The following is a 17,217-nucleotide window of genomic DNA, read 5'->3' on the forward strand; positions in this document are numbered from 1 at the left end:
TGGTTTTGTTCCAACGTCCGCGTTGGTCGGCAAAGCCTTCCCCCGTCTTACTTTTCTCAACCCACCGTTGAATCTGGGATTTATTTGCGATGTTCAGCTTCTCCATGATTTGGGGATAGCTCCAGCCTTCTTCGGTTCTCAACCTCACGGCTTCCCGTTTGGTTTCTTCCTCGTATCGCTTGAACGTTTGTCCTTTTTTAGCCATAAAAAATCCCCTCCGGTCTTCAGTGTTGATCTCATTTTACCATGAGGTCTTTTTTCACTGTCTACCTTGAGGGGATAATACCACCGCCTCGGCGCCGCAGGTGCTTTTTGGTTAGTCGGATGTACATTCTGCCTCTTCTTACAGCTGAGCGACGAGAATTTCAGCAAACTGCTCTAGGAATTCACGGTCGGTCTCATCGAATCGAGCATGTTCTGGGCTGTCGATATCCAATACGCCGATCAGTTCGTCGTTTTTGACAAGTGGAACGACAATCTCACTGTTGGTAGCCGCATCGCAGGCGATATGACCAGGGAACGCATGCACATCTTCGATAAGCTGTGTTTCGCGTGTCTGGGCAGCCGTACCGCAGACGCCTTTGCCGATTGGGATACGAATGCAGGCAGGCAGTCCCTGGAATGGGCCAAGAACCAACTCTTTGCCGTCATACAGGTAAAATCCGGACCAATTTGTATCGGGCAGGCACTGCGCAAGCAGTGCCGAAGCGTTAGCAAGATTGGCGATTCTGTCGGGCTCGCCGTCGATCAGAGCTTTCAATTGGGAAAGCGCGGTTGCATAACGTTCTTCGCGCGTACCTTCATAGCTTTTTGTTTCAAACATGGGTATGAGCCTCCTATTCGCGGGGGAATTCGAAAAATATCGGTCGGGTTGAAAAACGAGTCAAAATCGAAGAAAAGCGGCCCGAAATTTTTCTCCCAACCTCTGGTTCCAATGTCTGTCCAGTCTCTTAATTAAGGCCTTTTCCGAGAGAAATGTCAATGCATGCAGCGATTTCCGAGAGGTGTTTCCCTCGATAAAGCGACGGGTAATTAGTGGGTAACTCAAACGCTGCGTATTTTGCTTTGCCGAAATCTATAGTAGGATCGAAGCCACAGAAATGCGACAGCCGTCACAGAATGGAGGAGAGGCGATATGCAGGCCGCAACACAGAACTTATTCATACGGATTCACCTGCTGCATTATGCGGAGGAACAAGATATTTCTATTCGCGAAGCGCTGCCCAAACTTGAGCGTGCCGGTTACCGGGTTGCAGACCGCGAGGTCAAGCAGGAACTGGAGCATTTGGCTGCCGAAAATCTGCTTACCGCCCACGGGGAAGAGTATACGCTGACCGGAGCAGGGATCAACGAGCTGCGCAAGGTCCGCACTTCGCTCGGCAGTATGTGTTCGGAAGTACTGACCGAAAGCCGGGCAGACAAAGCCGTTCGCGTCTGAATGAACAAATAGCGGATCATGTACAAGATGGACACGAATCTTAACCGCAGGCAGTCAAAACGATTGGCCGGCGGATAGATCCCCGAAGCTGTATCCAAGGATACGGCTTCGGGGATTTTTGTGACCGGCATCGCCGGACGCTTTCTGACATGGTAAGTTCTGACATGGTAAGATGGAAGAGATGCTGCCTAGCCTGCATCTACAGGGCCGAATTATGCAGCTATTTTGGACGGAACGCTTTCGGGCGCTTTACGTGACGGGGGGACTTGAAAGAAGTGGGACGAGTGCAAGACAAACGAAAGTATGTACTGGCCGGTCTGATGCTGTCCACTTTTTTGGCGGCAGTCGAGGGAACGGTGATCAGCCCGGCAACGCCGTCGATCGTAGGCGAATTTGAAGCGGCTTCGCTGATGAGCTGGGTATTCGCCGCTTATCTGCTGACGATGGCCGTGACGACACCGATCTTCGGCAAGCTCAGCGACCTTTTTGGACGCAAGCCCGTTTTCCTAATCGGCTGTGTGCTCTTCATTATCGGTTCGGCGCTGTGCGGATTTGCCGGCGGCATGGAGCAGCTGATTGCTTTTCGTGCCCTGCAGGGTATTGGAGCCGGAGCCGTTATCCCGGTCACGTATACGATTGTAGGCGATCTGTACAAGATGGAAGAGCGCGGCAAAGTGCAGGGTATGATCAGCTCGGTATGGGGAATCGCTTCGCTCGTCGGACCTCTGCTGGGCGGTTATTTGGTCGATACATTTTCCTGGCGCTGGATCTTCGGAATCAATGTGCCGTTCGGCCTGCTGGCCGTACTGTTTATTATGCTGTTTCTCAAAGAAGAGCGGACTCGCCGGAAAGCGCAGATCGACTGGGCTGGAGCGGCGACTTTCTCGATCGGGATGACGGCACTGCTGCTTGCATTGACTTCAGGCGGGCAAAACGCTTCCTGGGGTTCGCAGCTCATTATCGGTCTGCTTGCGGGCTCGGTGGGGATGCTGGTGCTCTTCGTCTGGATCGAAAGCCGGGTGTCGGAGCCGCTGGTTCCACTGAAGCTGTTCCGTATTCGCGACATTACGTTTTCCAGTATCGCGGCGATCTTTGTCAGCACACTGCTGATCGGTCTTACGACGTATATTCCGCTGTGGGTACAGGGCGTGCAGCAGGGCAGCGCTGTTCTGTCGGGACTGCTGCTCGCGCCGATGTCTTTCAGCTGGATTGCCGGTTCGTTTATCGGCGGACGAATGATTGCCAAGAACGGAGCACGAGGCGCGGCGGTTATCGGTTTGACGGCGCTGGTGGCGGGCATTGCAGGAGTAACGATGATCGGAGGCGGCTCGCCAGGCTATGTGCTTCCGCTGCTGATGCTCGTACTCGGTCTCGGATTCGGGATGTCGCTCACCGTGTTTACGATCATCGCACAGTCTTCGGTCGGCTATTCGCTCCGGGGTGCTTCGACAGCACTGAACACCTTCCTGCGTACGCTCGGACAGACGCTGGGCGTTGCTTTCTTCGGAACGCTTCTGAATGCTTCCCTCTTGTCGGGAACGGGGGCCGCAGGTGCCCAGGGCGTTACTGAATCTGATATCAACACGCTGCTGTCGGAACATGGCCGTGCCGAACTGACGCCGGATAAGCTGGCAAGCCTATCCGGGATTCTGGAAGGCGGTCTGCATGGATTGTTTGTCGTTATGCTGATTCTGACCGTGCTGGGTCTGCTGGCGGTACTGCCGCTGAGCAAGCGTCCTCCGGCACCGCAGGAAGAGCCGGGGGAACCGACTCAGGGACAGCATGCAGACTGAGGCTGGCAAGAGCTGTAGAGCATTCATACTGATACAGATCGAAGAGCCTCGGTACTTTTGGTTGAAAAGGATATAAGCCTGTATTCTGTATTCAATTCTGTATTCAATTCCGTATTCAAATTCCGTATTCAAATCAGGCGACGATAAATTCAAAAAGACGACTTCCCGCTTTGAAAGCAGGGTAGTCGTCTTTTTGCTTTGCTGCCGCGGGAATCCAAAACTTGTTCAATCCTGCTTATCGCCTACGACTACCTACTTGCGTGCCAACGGAGAAAGCTTTGCCGCCTCCATGCCCATTTTTTTGAGCAGCAGAATCAGTTGAAGCTTCTCTTCCTCTTCAAGACCGCTGAGTGCATCAGTGAGGCGTTCCGCATAATGGGGATAGACTTCGTCCATCAGACTTCTGCCTTTTTCCGTTAGTTCCGCATAAATGACGCGCCGATCGGTTGGACAGGGGCGGCGAGCCAGCAGACCGTGGTGTTCCAATTTATCGATGACATAAGTGACGTTGCCGCTCTGCAGCAGAAGCTTGGCTCCAATCTGCTGAATCGGCTGTTGGCCTTTGAAATAGAGAACTTCGAGAACGGCAAATGCCGTGGGATTAAAGCCTTGAATTTTGCTTCCGCCAACTGCATGTTCGTTGACACTCTTGAACGATTTGGCAAACACCCGGTACAGATGCATCGACAGTTCGGTATCTCGTGCCTGGGAATGAATCATTACGCTTCCGCCCTTTCGAATTTGGGTAGATGAACTACATTTATCTTAATTCAGCGCTGTTAATCGGAACATGTCATTTGTCACAGCTTTGCATTTTAACTATTAAAATTTTACGTTTTCGCGGAAGATTCAAATTTGAAGTGACCAGGTGGACCAGGAAGAGTTGGCGAAAAGGAACCCAAAGCCTCAAATAGACGTATTATGGCGTGTACGCAAGCCAATACTCGACATCGTATTTTACGTTCAACAGCTTCATTCGAATTTGAAAACCGGACTGGGCGTTGAAAGAATTTTCTATTTTAAAAAGATGATGAGTTTGCATACAAGCATTTAGAATGCAGAACCTAGAGTGCAGGACCAAATTATTGACTCGTTCGAATAGAAGTTTTTTTCTATGTTCTGTTCTGATCCAGTTTTTGCTCGGATATTTTCATTGTATGGAAAGAGGAGATGAATGATGCAGAACAAAGAAGAGTCTCAAAATGGGAAACCTGAAATCGTTCTAAATGTCCGTATTGAAGAAGCAGGCTATTCGGTGGGCGACGGGCAGATACGGGACATTGAATTTGACGTATGCCGCGGAGAATTGGTCGGATTGATCGGGCCTAACGGCGCAGGGAAAAGTACAACGATCAAAGCGATTCTGAAGCTGATTCCGCATGTGAAAGGCGATATCGTACTGGGAGGATCGGGTACGTATGCCTACGTGCCGGAGCAGCCGCTTTACTATGACACGCTGACGCTGTGGGAACATCTGGCTCTGGCGGGAGCTGCTTATGGCATGGAAGAAAAAGAGTTTGAGCGAAGTGCAAACGGGCTGCTGGAGCGCTTTCGGATGACCGATGCCCGCGATAAGCTGCCCGGCGGAATGTCGAAGGGTATGAAACAGAAGATGATGCTGATGCTCGGATTTCTGCTTAAGCCCGATGTCTATATTGTAGATGAGCCGTTCATCGGACTCGATCCGCGGGCAACCCGGGATTTCCTACGGCTGTTGGAAGAGGAGAGGCAGCGCGGAGCGGGTGTGCTGATGTGTACCCACGTGCTTGATACGGCGGAAAAGATCTGCGATTATTTCGTGCTGCTCTCGAACGGCGAGACCGCGGCACAAGGGAACATGACGCAGATCCGCGAAGCAAGCGGCCTTAGTGAAGGCGACTTGTTCGACTGCTTCGAGGCACTGACTGTATGAGGGACAGCAAATCTGAACCTAGAATACATAAGTTTGCAGGATTGGCTGAACCCGCAGCATTGTTCTGGCGGCGGCTGCATGATTACCTCAATTGGGAACGAAAAAATCTGAGACTGGTCATCGACTGGATCGTGGCGCTGTATATTATCGTTCCGTTTGGACTGCTCGCCGGACGCTATTATTACGGTTTCTGGCACGGAGAAATTCCTATAGTCATGCAAAATCTGCCGCTGATTGTACTTCTGCTGCTTCCGCTGCTGAGCGCTCTGGCTTCCCGCCCTATTCTGCTGCTCAATCCGGCCGACGCGGTGTTCCTCCGACAGCGTCCGGGCTGGCTGAGGAATGTGATTTCCCGGGCAGCCGTTATGTTCACGGTATTTCAAGGCGCCAAAGCAGCGCTGATCATGGCGCTGCTGCTGCCGTTTCTGCGGGAGCTGTATCTGCTCCCATGGGGCGGCGTCGCCGCCCTGTACCTGGCGGTCTGGGCGCTGCATCTGGCAGCGGGGATGACTGCGCATTTCGCCGGTATATTCCGGCGGGAGCGCCTGAAAGGGAGCGCGGCCCTGGCGGCGCTGCTCGCCATATCGGCGCTCTTTCTCTGGGCGGCCGTCTCCGGAACGGCCGCGAGTCTGGCCGCCGCCGCGGTGCTCGGCGCGGCGGCAGGAATTATGATGCAAAGGCGCGTGGCGCTGTCGCATCATTTTGAGGAAAGCGCCGCCGCCGATGTGGCGGTGCGCTTGCGGTTCGCGGCGCTGCTGCTGGCGCGCGCAGTGGAGCGGCCGCAGCCGCCCAAGCGCAGGTCGCTGCTGCTGCGCCGCTCGGGACCGCTGCTGCCGCGCTTCGCCGGCAGCTGGCGCACGCGGCAGATCGCCGACGCCGCGCTCAAAAGTTCGCTGCGCGAGAACGGCTACGCGGCAATGTATCTGCGCTTTGCGGTCATCAGCGTAGCAGGAGTCGCTGTCGGGCCGATCTGGGTCGGCTGGGTTGTAACACCGCTGATCCTTCTTCTGTTCTCCATGTGGCTGCGAGGACTCTGGCTGCGCTTCATCGATCATGCTTTTCCGCCGGTTGCCTCCCTGGACCGAGGGATTGCCGATTCCGCCTGCGCACCGGCGGTCGGTATTCAGATGCTGCCGCTGGCTTTTGCCCTGACGGCCTGTCTGGGCGTTAAAGTGTTCGGAGCCTGGTGGGGAGCTCTGGTATTTGGCCTGCCAGGCGCTGCGGTCGGCGTGCTGCTGGCGTTTACTTTATCTATATTCTGGCATAAAAAAGAATGAACGGCAGGTTCAGCGCGTCGGGATCTTCGGCTTATCTGTTCGTCGCACCTATTCAGCCTACCTGCCTACCCGCTCTACCTATCTATCCGGCCTATCTGCTTTACCTGTCTATCTGCTTTACCTGTCTATCTGCTTTACCTATCTACCTGGCCTACCTGCCTATCTATCCGTTCTACCTACCTGATCTATACTTATCCAACTCAAAATAGAAAACAGGGCTGCGTCTTAACGACGCAGCCCTGTTCGTTTATCGGGTAAGTTTCTTTCATTCATCTAAAAGCATGTCTATTCTGCCTTATTCTATGTTTTAACGAATCCAGGTATCCCTATTTAATGATTTTCGGGCTTTTTGAGAATTTAACGAATTCTCATATCCTTATTTGCGGCAATTGGCTCGGTTTCAGTCTGATTAGGGACAAATAGCGTTATCACGATTCTTTAGAATCCATAAGAGCGGTTTGGAGAGCGAATAGTGTTATCAGGATTCGTTAAAATCAGGCTGCCGAGCAAGTAAGACTGCCGAGCAAGTAAGACTGCCGAGCAAGTAAGACTGCCGAGAACGTTAGACTGTCGAGAACGTTAGACTGCCGAGAACGTTAGACTGCCGAGAACGACAGACTGCCTAGAACGACAGACTGTCCAGAAAGTCGGATTCTCCATAGAGACTCATCTCTCAATCGCTGCAGAAGCTAATCTCTCAAACTTATCCCCGCAGCGCAATCGCACGCTCTGCAGCGCTCGTCCCAGCTGCATGGCCGGTAGAGAAAGCGGCTGTAATATTGTAACCGCCGGTGTAGCCGTGAATATCGAGCAGTTCGCCGCAGAAATACAGACCTTCGGTCAGCTTGGATTCCAGTGTAGACGGATCAACTTCTTTCAGATGAACACCGCCGCCCGTAACGAAAGCATCTTCGATCGACAGCGTACCGTTGACCGGGATTGGGAATGCTTTGATCAGCTTCGCAAGTTCGGTCCACTTGGCTTTCGGAATGTTGTCGTGTGTCAGCATGTCGTCCAGTTCTGCGCGGATCAGCAGCAGCGGGATCAACTTCTCCGGCACCGCATTTTTGAGTACGTTCTTAATCGCCTTCTTCGGTTCAGCGGCTGTCAGATTCAGCGTTTCCCGATAGACGTCGTCGGCGCTTCGATCCGGCATCAGGTCTACCGTAACTCGTACGGTACCGCCGGCCTGTTTGTCCAACTCCTTGACGACATATTGGCTGCATCTCAGCGCTGCCGGACCCGACAGGCCAAAGTGCGTGAACAGCATATCGCCGACATGGGTCACAAGCTTCTTGCCCTTGGCATTCCAGACGGTCAGTTCGATATCTCGCAGAGACAAGCCCTGCAGTTCCTTGCTCTGGATAAAAGCAGCGCCCGATGTCAGCGGCACTTCGGTCGGGAACAGCTTGGTAATCGTATGTCCGGCTTCTTCTGCCCACGGATAGCCGTCCCCGGTCGATCCGGTCTTGGGAACGGACTTGCCGCCGACGGCCGCGATGACGCAGGAAGCGGAAATCTCTTTGCCGTCTTTCAGTCGAACGCCCGCTGCCTGTCCGTCATGATACAGAATGCGTTCTACCGGCGTGTTGATCCGTACTTCAACGCCGAGCGAACGAACCCGTCCGACCAGAGCGTCTACTACCGTTTTGGCCTTGTCGCTGACCGGAAACATCCGTCCGTTGTCTTCTTCTTTGAGTTGAATACCGAGTCCTTCAAAGAACGCGATAATATCGCGGCTGCCGAACTGCGACAGCGCACTATAGAGAAACCGGCCGTTGCCGGGAATCCATTTGATCAGTTCGTCGAACTCTTTGTTATTCGTTACGTTGCAGCGTCCTCCGCCGGAAATGCCCAGCTTGCGCCCCAATTTGTCTCCCTTGTCGAGCAGCAGTACTTTCGCTCCGCGCTCGCCGGCCGCTGCTGCGGCCATTAGCCCGGCGGATCCTCCACCGATCACAATCACTTCATAATCCAACATTCATCGTCCTTTTCCTTGTTAATCGATTTTCTCCATGATAGCACAAAAAGTGCGCAGAAATGGCTCTGTTCCGCTGGAAAAGCGATACGATTTTGGAAATGGAAACAGAGACGGAATTTCGTCTTTATATGGACAAAAGGCGAAATCGTTCAGGCGGAAGATGGGATCACGGCTTTCCTTTCGTTAGGAAGCACGTTATAATAAAGGAACATTAACGTTTTGAAGGAGTGAATCGACATGGCAATGTCTTTTGATCAATATATGCGCGATATGATCCAGCCGATGCGTGATGAGCTGACATCGCTGGGAATTCGTGAACTGCGTACACCGGAAGAAGTGGAAGAAAACCTGCCGAACGCGACAGGCACAACGCTTGTCGTGATCAACTCGGTCTGCGGCTGTGCCGCGGGACAATGCCGTCCGGGTGTTGCCCAGGCGCTTCAGCATGAGAAAACGCCAAACAACCTGTTTACGGTATTCGCCGGACAGGACAAGGAAGCCACGGCTCAGGCTCGCGAATACTTCGCACCGTACCCGCCTTCCTCGCCTTCGATTGCGCTGTTCAAGGACGGAGAACTGGTTCACTTTATCGAGCGTCACGGAATTGAAGACCGCTCTGCCGGTGAGATTGCCGAAGAGCTGACTCAGAAATTCGACGAATTCTGCGGCTAAACATTTTTGACGGTTTATCTTTTGAACGGTCTGTTTTTAAATAAGTCTGTTTTTGAATAATAAATATGCGGCGCTCCGGCAGACGATTTCGTCATGCGGGGCGCTTTTTTTCATGAATGGATAGGGGAATACTTCGCAAGCAGATGAGGAATTACATAGCAAAAATAGAAGCGGAATATGTAAAAAAAGACGCGTAAGTTCGATGTTAGCCTGTTACGGGTATAATGGAGAGGAGAGGCATTAACCATTTTGTCCGGGAGATACAAGTTCCGGATACTCAAAGGAGAGAATGTACGATGAGTTTGCAGCAACAGATTATCGCGGAATTGGGTGTAAAGCCCACGATCGATCCTGAAGCCGAAATCCGCAAGCGGGTCGACTTTCTGAAACAGTATGTGCTTGGTTCAGGCACCAACGGTCTGCTGATCGCGATCAGCGGCGGTGTAGACAGTGCAGTAGCTGCCGGCCTGTGCAAGCGGGCGACGGACGAATTAACGCAGGAGCAGGGCAAGGAATATGTCACGCTCGGCGTATTCCAGCCGTACGGCGAACAGTCCGATATCGAACACAGCTACGCGACGGCCAAAGCTTTCGATCTGAAGCATACCGTCGAAACGAATATTCAAGATGCGGTAGACCATGTCGCTTCTACAGTCGAGAAAAGCTTCCAAGACCTGGCTATCAACAATGCAGGCAAGATGACGGACAAGGGCAAAGGCAACATCAAAGCGAGAACTCGTATGGTTGTACAGTATGCACTGTCATTCGAGTTAAACCTGCTTGTAGTCGGCACCGACCATGCTTCGGAAGCGATCACCGGCTTCTATACGAAGTGGGGCGACGGAGCGGTCGATATTACGCCGCTGTCTACCCTGAACAAGCGTCAAGTTCGTCAGGTAGCGCGTGCGCTGGGCGTTCCAAGCGAGATTGTCGAGAAAGCGCCGACGGCCGGCCTGTGGGTCGGACAGACCGACGAAGCTGAGCTGGGCATTACGTACGACGAGAACAGTGACTACCTGGAGGGCAAGGAAGTCGATCCGAACGTTCAGTCGCTGCTGGAAAACTTCTATAAGAACACAGCGCATAAGCGGAGTCCGATTCCGGGAATCTGATTCAAAGCGAAACGCATAGAAACCTTGTCGACCGCTTAAAGACCTGCTTACAGCAGGTCAATGTTCGAGAAAGTATGATTCCGAGTGAAGTGAGGAGGCGGAGGGAGAAATTCAGTATAGGAACGATAGTGCTCGCCTTTGAAATTGAGAAAACACCGCTAAAACGCGATCCTTTTTCTTAATTTCAACAAGCGACTTAAAGCCTTTCGAAGAAAGGCACATCGTAAGCATCAGCCAACGAATTTCTCCCGCAGCCCTTGAGCTTCCAAAGTGCATAGGATTTTCTTAATAGCTTAAAGACCTGCTTATAGCAGGTCTTTTTTGCGGGATGACCCAGGTTCGTCAGGAGGCCATCTGTTGAGCACGACATCAATCCAGAAATCGAACCGGAACTGGAGTTCGCCTGCTTCTCCTGCTACAATATAGGGCAGAGCTGCGGCACTGCCGCCACACGGCGGCCGAATTATACGGAGTGAAAGTGGGGGAGCCGAGATGATCTACGGAATCGGCCATGACATATTGGAGATCGACCGGGTCGTCCGGCTGCTGAAGGGAAAACAAAGCGAACGTTTCCTGTACCGAATTTTGACACCGAAGGAACTTGAAATTGCCCGAGCCCGAGGTCCTAAGCTGGCGGAATTTGTCTCCGGGCGCTTTGCTGCCAAGGAAGCGATCGTGAAGGCGCTGGGCTGCGGAATCGGTCGCACAGTCGGATTCGACGATATCGAGATCGTTCCAGATACGCTGGGCAAGCCGGGAGTCTCTCTCTCGGAGGCAGCTTGGAACAGGCTGAATCTGCCGGGCGGGAACGCTTATCTTATACATTTGAGCATTACGCATCAGCCGGCGATGGCTTCGGCTTTCGCCGTAGTAGAAAGGACGACATCATGACTGACGAGGAAACAAGGAACGAAGCAGCGAACGAAAGCGCGGCACAGGAGAGAGAGCGGCGGGTTCGGGAGCGGATTGGTACTGTCGAAGCGGAAGAGAGCAAAGCTTATTTTAGCCGTGAGCTTCTGCTCTGGTACGACCGCAGCAAGCGGGATCTGCCGTGGCGTCGCCATCGCGATCCTTACTTCATCTGGGTATCGGAAATTATGCTGCAGCAGACCAGAGTCGATACGGTTATTCCGTACTTCAACCGCTTTATCGAGCGTTTCCCGACCATACGCGATCTGGCGGAAGCGCCTCAGGAAGACGTCGTGAAAATGTGGGAAGGGCTTGGTTATTATTCCCGGGCCCGGAACCTGCAGGCAGCTGCGCAGCAGATTGTAGAGCTGCATGACGGAAAAATGCCTTCCGAACGCGAACACGTCTTTGCTTTAAAAGGTGTCGGTCCGTACACGGCCGGGGCGATTTTGAGCATCGCCTTCAACCGGCCTGAACCGGCGGTAGACGGCAACGTTATGCGTGTGCTGTCGCGCTATTTTCTGATCGAAGACGATATTGCCAAGCCCAAGACGAGAGTGGCGATGGAGAAGATGATTCCGGAATTGATTCCGGAAGGGCGGGCGTCGGACTTCAACCAGGCGCTGATGGAGCTTGGTGCGCTGATCTGTACGCCGAAATCGCCGCACTGTCTGATCTGTCCGGTTATGGAGCACTGCCGGGGCCGGATCGAAGGGATGGAGCGCGACCTGCCGATCAAGACGAAGGCGAAGAAGCCTCGTCCCGAGCAGCGGCTGGGCGTGCTGCTGGAAGGGTCCGGCGAACACGAGGGACGCGTGCTGGTACGCCGTCGTCCGAAGACAGGCCTGCTGGCGGGCATGTGGGAACTTCCGCATATTGCGGCAGGAAGCGGGGCGGAAGCGGGAGATCTCGGTCTTGATGTCGCGCAGCTTGAAGAACTGCTTGAAGACCGTGGATTGGCATGGTCGCCAATGTCACCATATTTGACAGCGGAGCATACGTTCAGCCATATTCATTGGACGATGAGAGTGTTGATCGCCCGCGAGGAGTCGGAAACATTGGCACATTTGGCTGCCGAGAGCGGCGTGCCTTACGCAGTCGCGGTTCCGGAAGCTGCTGAAGCGGAGGACGAATTAATAGACGAAGAAACCGGCGAGGAATGGCGCTGGATCTCACGCGAAGATATGGAAACTATCGCATTCCCCAACCTGTTCTTGAATATTTTAAACCGGTATTTCGCAGGAGAGAGCGAGCGGGAGTAGAGGCAGCAAGAGAAGCAAAAGGAGCTATGAACGAAGTAGTGGGAATGAACGGAGAAACAGCAATAAAAGAAGCAGTTGCAAAAGAAGCAGAAGTAACAAGTAGAAGATATCGTAGAGGTTCCGGCATACGAATTGCAAGGAACAAACAGCGGAATGCATAAAAAACGCCGATCCTTAAGGATCGGCGTTTTTGCGATAAGCTGCATCGGCTGTGCCGGGCAGCAGGCTCGTCGGGAATTACTTCGCAGCTTCGTAACGCTTGGACACTTCGTCCCAGTTGATTACGTTCCAGAAAGCAGCGATGTAGTCTGGACGCTTGTTCTGGTATTTCAGGTAGTAGGAGTGCTCCCATACGTCCAGACCAAGGATCGGAGTCAGACCTTCCATGATTGGGCTGTCCTGGTTCGGTGTGCTTGTTACAGCCAGTTTGCCGTCTTTGCCGACAACGAGCCATGCCCAGCCGCTGCCGAAACGAGTCGTAGCCGCTTTGTTGAAATCTTCTTTGAATTTATCGAAGCCGCCCAGCTCGCTGTCGATTGCTTCAGCCAGCGCGCCCGAAGGGTTGCCGCCGCCGTTTGGTCCGATAACGGTCCAGAACAGGCTGTGGTTGTGGTGACCGCCGCCGTTGTTGCGAACAGCCGTACGGATGCTTTCAGGTACGCTGTCGAGGTTGGCGATCAGCTCTTCGAGGCTCTTGCTTTGCAGCTCGGGAGCGCTCTCCAGAGCGTTGTTCAAGTTGGTAACGTATGTGTTGTGATGGCGATCGTGGTGGATTTCCATCGTCTGTGCGTCGATATGTGGCTCAAGCGCGTCGTTCGAGTACGGCAGTGCTGGCAGTTCAAAAGCCATAATAAAATTACCTCCTGCTTAAGTGGGATTTGGCGACGTTTCGCGCAAAAGATGATGAACTTGCCTAGGAAGTACAGAGAAACGTCTTTACCCTTTAATTAAACAGGAACACTTTCTTTAAATCAATAGATCATTTTTCCTCCGTGACTTTTTGCAGAACGAAAAAATCTTGCAAGCCTGTGCTGTAGGGAGAAAAGAAAATAGGGAAGTGTTAAAAAAGTCATAATGATGTAAATTCCATTTGTTTATAATCGAACGGTAAAGAAGGCGAAAAATCGCGAGAAATGCACGGCAAGCTGGCGAAAAAACTCGAATTATAGCGCTTTCAAAAGAAAAGTAATGTTTTTTCGTGTCACTTGTGGTTTAATAAGCGTGTGAGGAAAGTGAAACCGCTGGAAACCACGCATTTTTTCTGCCTTTTTTGTAAATCCGCGTCTTTCTTTCTGTAAAAACCTGATTCAAGTAAGCTTTTGCGAAAGGCTCCGAACGACGGTTTTCATAGCCTGATCGAGCCGGGGGATAACAGTCGTCCGTTCTATAGCTGTGAAAACTTGTAATGCCGCTTTTTGCATGTGCTGCCATTTCCAAAGAAGAAGGGGATTTAAGCATGAACGTTCGTTCTTTTCAGTTAAGTGATTCTAGCCGTATTTCAGAACTTCTGAAGGTCGCTTTATCCGAAGAATGTTATGAAAAGACGATTGGTCCATTCGCCAGGCAGTTGTCTTGGGATTCGGAACTGATTCTGGTAGCGGAAGACGGAGATGAGCTTGTCGGTGTGCTGATCGGTACGATTGAGCGCAACATGGGCTGTTATTACCGTATTGCTGTTCATCCGGATTATCGTCGGCAGGGAATCGGCAAGGCGATGGTCGCCAAGCTCGAAGGCCGCTTTCAACAGCGTAAAGTCAGCGATATTTTTGTATCTGGAGATGAGCACAACTCACCTGCACTCCCGCTGTATGAAGCTATGGGCTACGGCGCGAACCGCATTTTGAATGCTGTTCAGAAGCTCAGTATTTTGGCTGTACATTAAAAGGCTGAAGCCGATCAATATCCGAAGCGGGAAGCTGTCGGATACGGTGGAGAAAGCCGCAGAATAGACATATACGCGGATTCCCCGGAAAGGAACCGCTTGAACTTGAATAAGCATGCCTGCTTTCTCGGGTGTCCGCACGGCCTTCGCGCCGCATACGGAAGCTGGAGAGTGTAGGGATGCTTTTTATTTTGTCCGGTCTTATATTCAGGTGAGATCCAGAAGTGAAATTCCTGCGAAATCCCTCGATTTTATTCCGTATTAGAGGTAAAATAGAGAGTGCTTCATAATAGCATAATGACACAAGAACGCTTCCGGCAGCTTGATGAAGCCCGGATTAAAGCGTCTTTTTTGCGTAAAGCATAGATGAAAATTTCCATGTGCACGTGTATGAACAAGAATAAAGAGAAGGGAGGGATCGGTATGAACGAACAGGTACGAGAGGGCGGCGGAACGAAGACGGCGTCATGGGAAGCGCTGAAACGCGAAATTATCGAGGCGGCCCCATCGCTTGGAATCGACGACATCGGATTTGCTTCGGCCGAGCCTTTTCTGTCGCTGCGAACGAGACTGGAGCAGCATCGCGCCAACGGTTACGAGTCGGGCTTCGAAGAACCGGATCTGGACAAGCGAACTTATCCGGCGCTCAGCCACGAGGACCCGCAGTCGCTGATTGCCATTGCTGTCGCTTATCCTTCCAAACTGGAGAATGCGCCGAAGTCCGAGCCGGGCCGCACCCGCGGCATGATGGCGCGTTCGGCCTGGGGCCGGGATTATCATCATGTGCTGCGGGAAGCGATGGACCGGCTGGTTGAGTTTATTAAGCAAAAAGTGCCGCATGCCAGCGTCGTCAGTATGGTGGATACCGGCGTGCTGTCGGACCGCGCTGTCGCGCACCGGGCGGGGATCGGTTTTCAAGGGAAAAACTGCATGATCATCTCTCCTAAATACGGTTCATGGATTTATTTGGGCGAACTGATTACGAATATCCCGTTCTCGCCGGATGAAGAAGTTCAGGAGGACTGCGGCGACTGCACACGCTGTATCGACGCCTGCCCGACAGGTGCACTGGTCGGTCCCGGCGAGCTGAATGCACAGCGCTGCGTATCCTTTCTGACTCAGACCAAGGGGCTGCTGAGCGAAGAATTCATGATGAAGATCGGCAACCGGCTGTACGGCTGTGATACCTGCCAGATCGTCTGTCCGAAAAATAAGGGCAAGCACTGGCCGCATCATGAGCAGCTTCAGCCGGATCCCGAGAAGGCGAAGCCGCTGCTGCTGCCGATCCTGGATCTGAGCAACCGACAGTTCAAGGAGCGTTTCGGCGATACGGCCGCTGCATGGCGCGGACGGGGACCGATCCAGCGTAATGCGGTGATCGCGCTGGGGAATTTTAAGGACGAGGCGGCAATGCCTAAGCTCGCTGAAGTGCTGCAGAGCGATCCGCGTCCGGTTATGCGCGGCACGGCCGCATGGGCGATCGGCCGAATCGGCGGTCCTGCCGCCGAAGAGGCGCTGCTCGCTGCGAAGCCGCTGGAGCAGGATGCGGAAGTGGTAGAGCGGATTGAGCTTGCATTGAGCGAAGTGCGAGAAGGCCGCAGACCGCGACCGGCGAAAGGAGATCCCGCACGGCGCGGAGCGGCAGCTCCCGGGCCGGGTGCATCAGGCCCAAGCGGCGAAGCGGCTGCATCTGCTGTTATAAGCGGCACAAGTGAAGCGGCTGTGGCGGAAGACGGACCAAGTACTTCGGCTGCAGTGGAAGACGGAACAAGCGGCACGGATAATTCAGCCGCCGAAGCTGCAAGCGAGGCAGGCGATACAGCCGCAGCGGCAGGTATCACGAGCGCTTCTTCGCCTGCTGGCGGTACAAACGCTGCGGCTGCAGACGGTGCAAGCGAAGCGTCGGCAGCAGGAATCTCTCCTGCCGCAGCACTCCTGCCATCCGCTCTGCCGTCTTCCCCGATGGAAGCGGCAGTTCCCGGCGGAAATGGACGTACAAGCGTTACGGCAGTAGAAATGCTTCTCTGCGACGAGATGCAGTCGCCGATCGGTCCGCTGCTGCTGACAGCAAGCGAACGGGGATTATGCCGCATCGACTTCGGCACGTTCGACGGACGCTCTGCAGAGCTTGCGAGCTGGGCGAAGCGTTGGTTCGGATCGGCGGACATTGTTCGCAGGCCTGACATCATCAAGCCATATAAGAAGCAGTTATTTGAATACTTGTCCGGCCGCCGCGAGAAGTTTGAATTCGAACTTGATCTGCGCGGAACGCCTTTCCAAGTCGAAGTATGGCGTGCGTTGGAGAGCATCGGTTACGGCGGCACAGCTTCTTACAAATGGGTCGCCGAATTCGTTGGGCGTCCGAATGCTGTAAGAGCGGTAGGCGGCGCCAATAATCGCAATCCTCTGCCGATCGTTCTTCCATGTCACCGGGTTGTCGGTTCGAGCGGGAAGCTGATCGGTTATGCCGGCGGACTTGATATCAAAGAAAAGCTGCTTGAGATCGAGCGCAAGAGAATGAACGTACAAGAAGAAGGCAGTCCGTACAACTAGGGAAGACTTTGGCGGTTACTTTTCAATGCTGTCATATACTGAGAGAGCTCTTCCGCCAGCAATAATAAATTGCGGCGAATGCCGCCTCGTGCTACACTTATTACGTGCGTTTATATGGGCACACATAGCGAAAAAACGTGGGGTGACATCAGCGATGTGGTGGAATTATGTGATACCGATCGTGACATTGATCGTCGGTTTGGTTGGCGGATTCTTTATCGGCGTTTACTATCTGCGCCGGCAGCTTACCAGCATGCAGAACGACCCGCAAATGCTGCAGAAAATGGCCAAACAGATGGGATATAATCTGAACGGCAAGCAAATGCAGCAGGCGCAGCAGATGATGAAGCAAAACGGCGGTATGCCTGGCGGCAAACCGCCAAAAGGAAATGCTTATCCTCCTAACAAACGGAGAAGATAAGTACG

At 53.1% G+C, this 17,217-nt stretch carries 16 protein-coding genes; 11 read left to right on the forward strand and 5 right to left on the reverse strand.

What is annotated here, in order from left to right; genetic code table 11:
* On the reverse strand, positions 1 to 205 hold a 205-nt coding region (locus tag F456_RS0117760; protein WP_018977597.1), incomplete at its 3' end, for a helix-turn-helix domain-containing protein.
* 138 nt (positions 206 to 343) lie between these two features.
* The gene (locus F456_RS0117765; protein ID WP_018978401.1) at positions 344 to 823 is read right to left on the reverse strand and encodes a GAF domain-containing protein; all 480 of its coding nucleotides are present in this window, start codon (positions 821 to 823) and stop codon (positions 344 to 346) included.
* A 312-nt stretch (positions 824 to 1,135) separates the two neighbouring features.
* Between F456_RS0117765 and F456_RS0117770 the strand changes: the two genes are divergently transcribed.
* Together F456_RS0117770 and F456_RS0117775 are read left to right on the forward strand one after the other, a co-directional pair.
* The gene (locus F456_RS0117770) at positions 1,136 to 1,438 is read left to right on the forward strand and encodes a hypothetical protein (RefSeq protein ID WP_018978402.1); all 303 of its coding nucleotides are present in this window, start codon (positions 1,136 to 1,138) and stop codon (positions 1,436 to 1,438) included.
* Positions 1,439 to 1,758: 320 nt separating this feature from the next.
* Positions 1,759 to 3,231 (forward strand): MDR family MFS transporter, encoded by a 1,473-nt coding sequence (locus F456_RS0117775; RefSeq protein WP_051086762.1) that lies wholly within the window; start codon positions 1,759 to 1,761, stop codon positions 3,229 to 3,231.
* A gap of 252 nt (positions 3,232 to 3,483) precedes the next feature.
* Here the strand turns inward: F456_RS0117775 and F456_RS0117780 are convergent, their stop codons facing one another.
* Positions 3,484 to 3,951, reverse strand: a complete 468-nt coding sequence (locus F456_RS0117780) for a MarR family winged helix-turn-helix transcriptional regulator (protein WP_018978404.1) — start codon at positions 3,949 to 3,951, stop codon at positions 3,484 to 3,486.
* A gap of 457 nt (positions 3,952 to 4,408) precedes the next feature.
* Between F456_RS0117780 and F456_RS0117785 the strand changes: the two genes are divergently transcribed.
* The gene (locus F456_RS0117785) at positions 4,409 to 5,143 is read left to right on the forward strand and encodes an ABC transporter ATP-binding protein (protein ID WP_018978405.1); all 735 of its coding nucleotides are present in this window, start codon (positions 4,409 to 4,411) and stop codon (positions 5,141 to 5,143) included.
* Positions 5,140 to 6,420 (forward strand): ABC transporter permease, encoded by a 1,281-nt coding sequence (locus F456_RS0117790; RefSeq protein WP_018978406.1) that lies wholly within the window; start codon positions 5,140 to 5,142, stop codon positions 6,418 to 6,420. The genes F456_RS0117785 and F456_RS0117790 overlap by 4 nt, the downstream gene beginning before the upstream one ends.
* A gap of 703 nt (positions 6,421 to 7,123) precedes the next feature.
* On the opposite strand, the gene F456_RS0117795 is transcribed toward F456_RS0117790, so the two are convergent.
* Positions 7,124 to 8,398: a BaiN/RdsA family NAD(P)/FAD-dependent oxidoreductase gene (locus F456_RS0117795; protein ID WP_026293962.1), complete on the reverse strand. Its 1,275-nt coding sequence runs from the start codon at positions 8,396 to 8,398 to the stop codon at positions 7,124 to 7,126.
* A gap of 240 nt (positions 8,399 to 8,638) precedes the next feature.
* Here F456_RS0117795 and F456_RS0117800 point away from each other — a divergent pair, with 240 nt between their 5' ends.
* From F456_RS0117800 to mutY, 4 genes are all read left to right on the forward strand, one after another.
* Positions 8,639 to 9,073, forward strand: coding sequence for a BrxA/BrxB family bacilliredoxin (locus F456_RS0117800; RefSeq protein ID WP_018978408.1), 435 nt, complete (start codon positions 8,639 to 8,641; stop codon positions 9,071 to 9,073).
* Between the two features lie 296 nt (positions 9,074 to 9,369).
* On the forward strand, positions 9,370 to 10,185 hold the full coding sequence (gene nadE, locus F456_RS0117805) for an ammonia-dependent NAD(+) synthetase (protein WP_018978409.1): 816 nt from the start codon (positions 9,370 to 9,372) through the stop codon (positions 10,183 to 10,185).
* Positions 10,186 to 10,677: 492 nt separating this feature from the next.
* Positions 10,678 to 11,076 carry a holo-ACP synthase gene (acpS, locus tag F456_RS0117810; protein ID WP_018978410.1) on the forward strand — a complete coding sequence of 133 codons (399 nt, stop codon included), beginning with the start codon at positions 10,678 to 10,680 and terminating at the stop codon, positions 11,074 to 11,076.
* Complete coding sequence (gene mutY, locus F456_RS0117815; protein ID WP_018978411.1) at positions 11,073 to 12,356, forward strand: A/G-specific adenine glycosylase; 1,284 nt, start codon at positions 11,073 to 11,075, stop codon at positions 12,354 to 12,356. Before acpS ends, mutY begins: the two co-directional genes overlap by 4 nt.
* A 237-nt stretch (positions 12,357 to 12,593) precedes the next feature.
* On the opposite strand, the gene F456_RS0117820 is transcribed toward mutY, so the two are convergent.
* Entirely contained in the window at positions 12,594 to 13,205 is a 612-nt protein-coding gene (locus F456_RS0117820; RefSeq protein WP_018978412.1) for a superoxide dismutase, read from the reverse strand.
* Between the two features lie 607 nt (positions 13,206 to 13,812).
* On the opposite strand from F456_RS0117820, the gene F456_RS0117830 reads away from it, so the two are divergent.
* The 3 genes from F456_RS0117830 to F456_RS0117840 all read left to right on the forward strand — a co-directional run bounded on the left by F456_RS0117830 (position 13,813) and on the right by F456_RS0117840 (position 17,212).
* Positions 13,813 to 14,238 carry a GNAT family N-acetyltransferase gene (locus F456_RS0117830; protein ID WP_018978414.1) on the forward strand — a complete coding sequence of 142 codons (426 nt, stop codon included), beginning with the start codon at positions 13,813 to 13,815 and terminating at the stop codon, positions 14,236 to 14,238.
* 423 nt (positions 14,239 to 14,661) lie between these two features.
* Positions 14,662 to 16,791 carry a tRNA epoxyqueuosine(34) reductase QueG gene (gene queG, locus F456_RS0117835; RefSeq protein ID WP_018978415.1) on the forward strand — a complete coding sequence of 710 codons (2,130 nt, stop codon included), beginning with the start codon at positions 14,662 to 14,664 and terminating at the stop codon, positions 16,789 to 16,791.
* Between the two features lie 154 nt (positions 16,792 to 16,945).
* Positions 16,946 to 17,212: a YneF family protein gene (locus F456_RS0117840; RefSeq protein WP_018978416.1), complete on the forward strand. Its 267-nt coding sequence runs from the start codon at positions 16,946 to 16,948 to the stop codon at positions 17,210 to 17,212.
* Positions 17,213 to 17,217 lie beyond the last annotated feature (5 nt).

Origin of the sequence: Saccharibacillus kuerlensis DSM 22868 (assembly GCF_000378145.1) — a bacterium.
GTDB classification, from domain to species: Bacteria; Bacillota; Bacilli; order Paenibacillales; family Paenibacillaceae; genus Saccharibacillus; species Saccharibacillus kuerlensis.

Coding starts and splice junctions, on each gene's coding strand:
- nadE (WP_018978409.1), top strand. CDS start 9,370: ATGAGTTTGCAGCAACAGATTATCGCGGAATTGGGTGTAAAGCCCACG.
- F456_RS0117800 (WP_018978408.1), top strand. CDS start 8,639: ATGGCAATGTCTTTTGATCAATATATGCGCGATATGATCCAGCCGATG.
- F456_RS0117780 (WP_018978404.1), bottom strand. CDS start 3,951: ATGATTCATTCCCAGGCACGAGATACCGAACTGTCGATGCATCTGTAC.
- queG (WP_018978415.1), top strand. CDS start 14,662: ATGAACGAACAGGTACGAGAGGGCGGCGGAACGAAGACGGCGTCATGG.
- F456_RS0117830 (WP_018978414.1), top strand. CDS start 13,813: ATGAACGTTCGTTCTTTTCAGTTAAGTGATTCTAGCCGTATTTCAGAA.
- F456_RS0117785 (WP_018978405.1), top strand. CDS start 4,409: ATGCAGAACAAAGAAGAGTCTCAAAATGGGAAACCTGAAATCGTTCTA.
- mutY (WP_018978411.1), top strand. CDS start 11,073: ATGACTGACGAGGAAACAAGGAACGAAGCAGCGAACGAAAGCGCGGCA.
- F456_RS0117790 (WP_018978406.1), top strand. CDS start 5,140: ATGAGGGACAGCAAATCTGAACCTAGAATACATAAGTTTGCAGGATTG.
- F456_RS0117765 (WP_018978401.1), bottom strand. CDS start 823: ATGTTTGAAACAAAAAGCTATGAAGGTACGCGCGAAGAACGTTATGCA.
- F456_RS0117770 (WP_018978402.1), top strand. CDS start 1,136: ATGCAGGCCGCAACACAGAACTTATTCATACGGATTCACCTGCTGCAT.
- F456_RS0117820 (WP_018978412.1), bottom strand. CDS start 13,205: ATGGCTTTTGAACTGCCAGCACTGCCGTACTCGAACGACGCGCTTGAG.
- F456_RS0117840 (WP_018978416.1), top strand. CDS start 16,946: ATGTGGTGGAATTATGTGATACCGATCGTGACATTGATCGTCGGTTTG.
- F456_RS0117775 (WP_051086762.1), top strand. CDS start 1,759: ATGCTGTCCACTTTTTTGGCGGCAGTCGAGGGAACGGTGATCAGCCCG.
- acpS (WP_018978410.1), top strand. CDS start 10,678: ATGATCTACGGAATCGGCCATGACATATTGGAGATCGACCGGGTCGTC.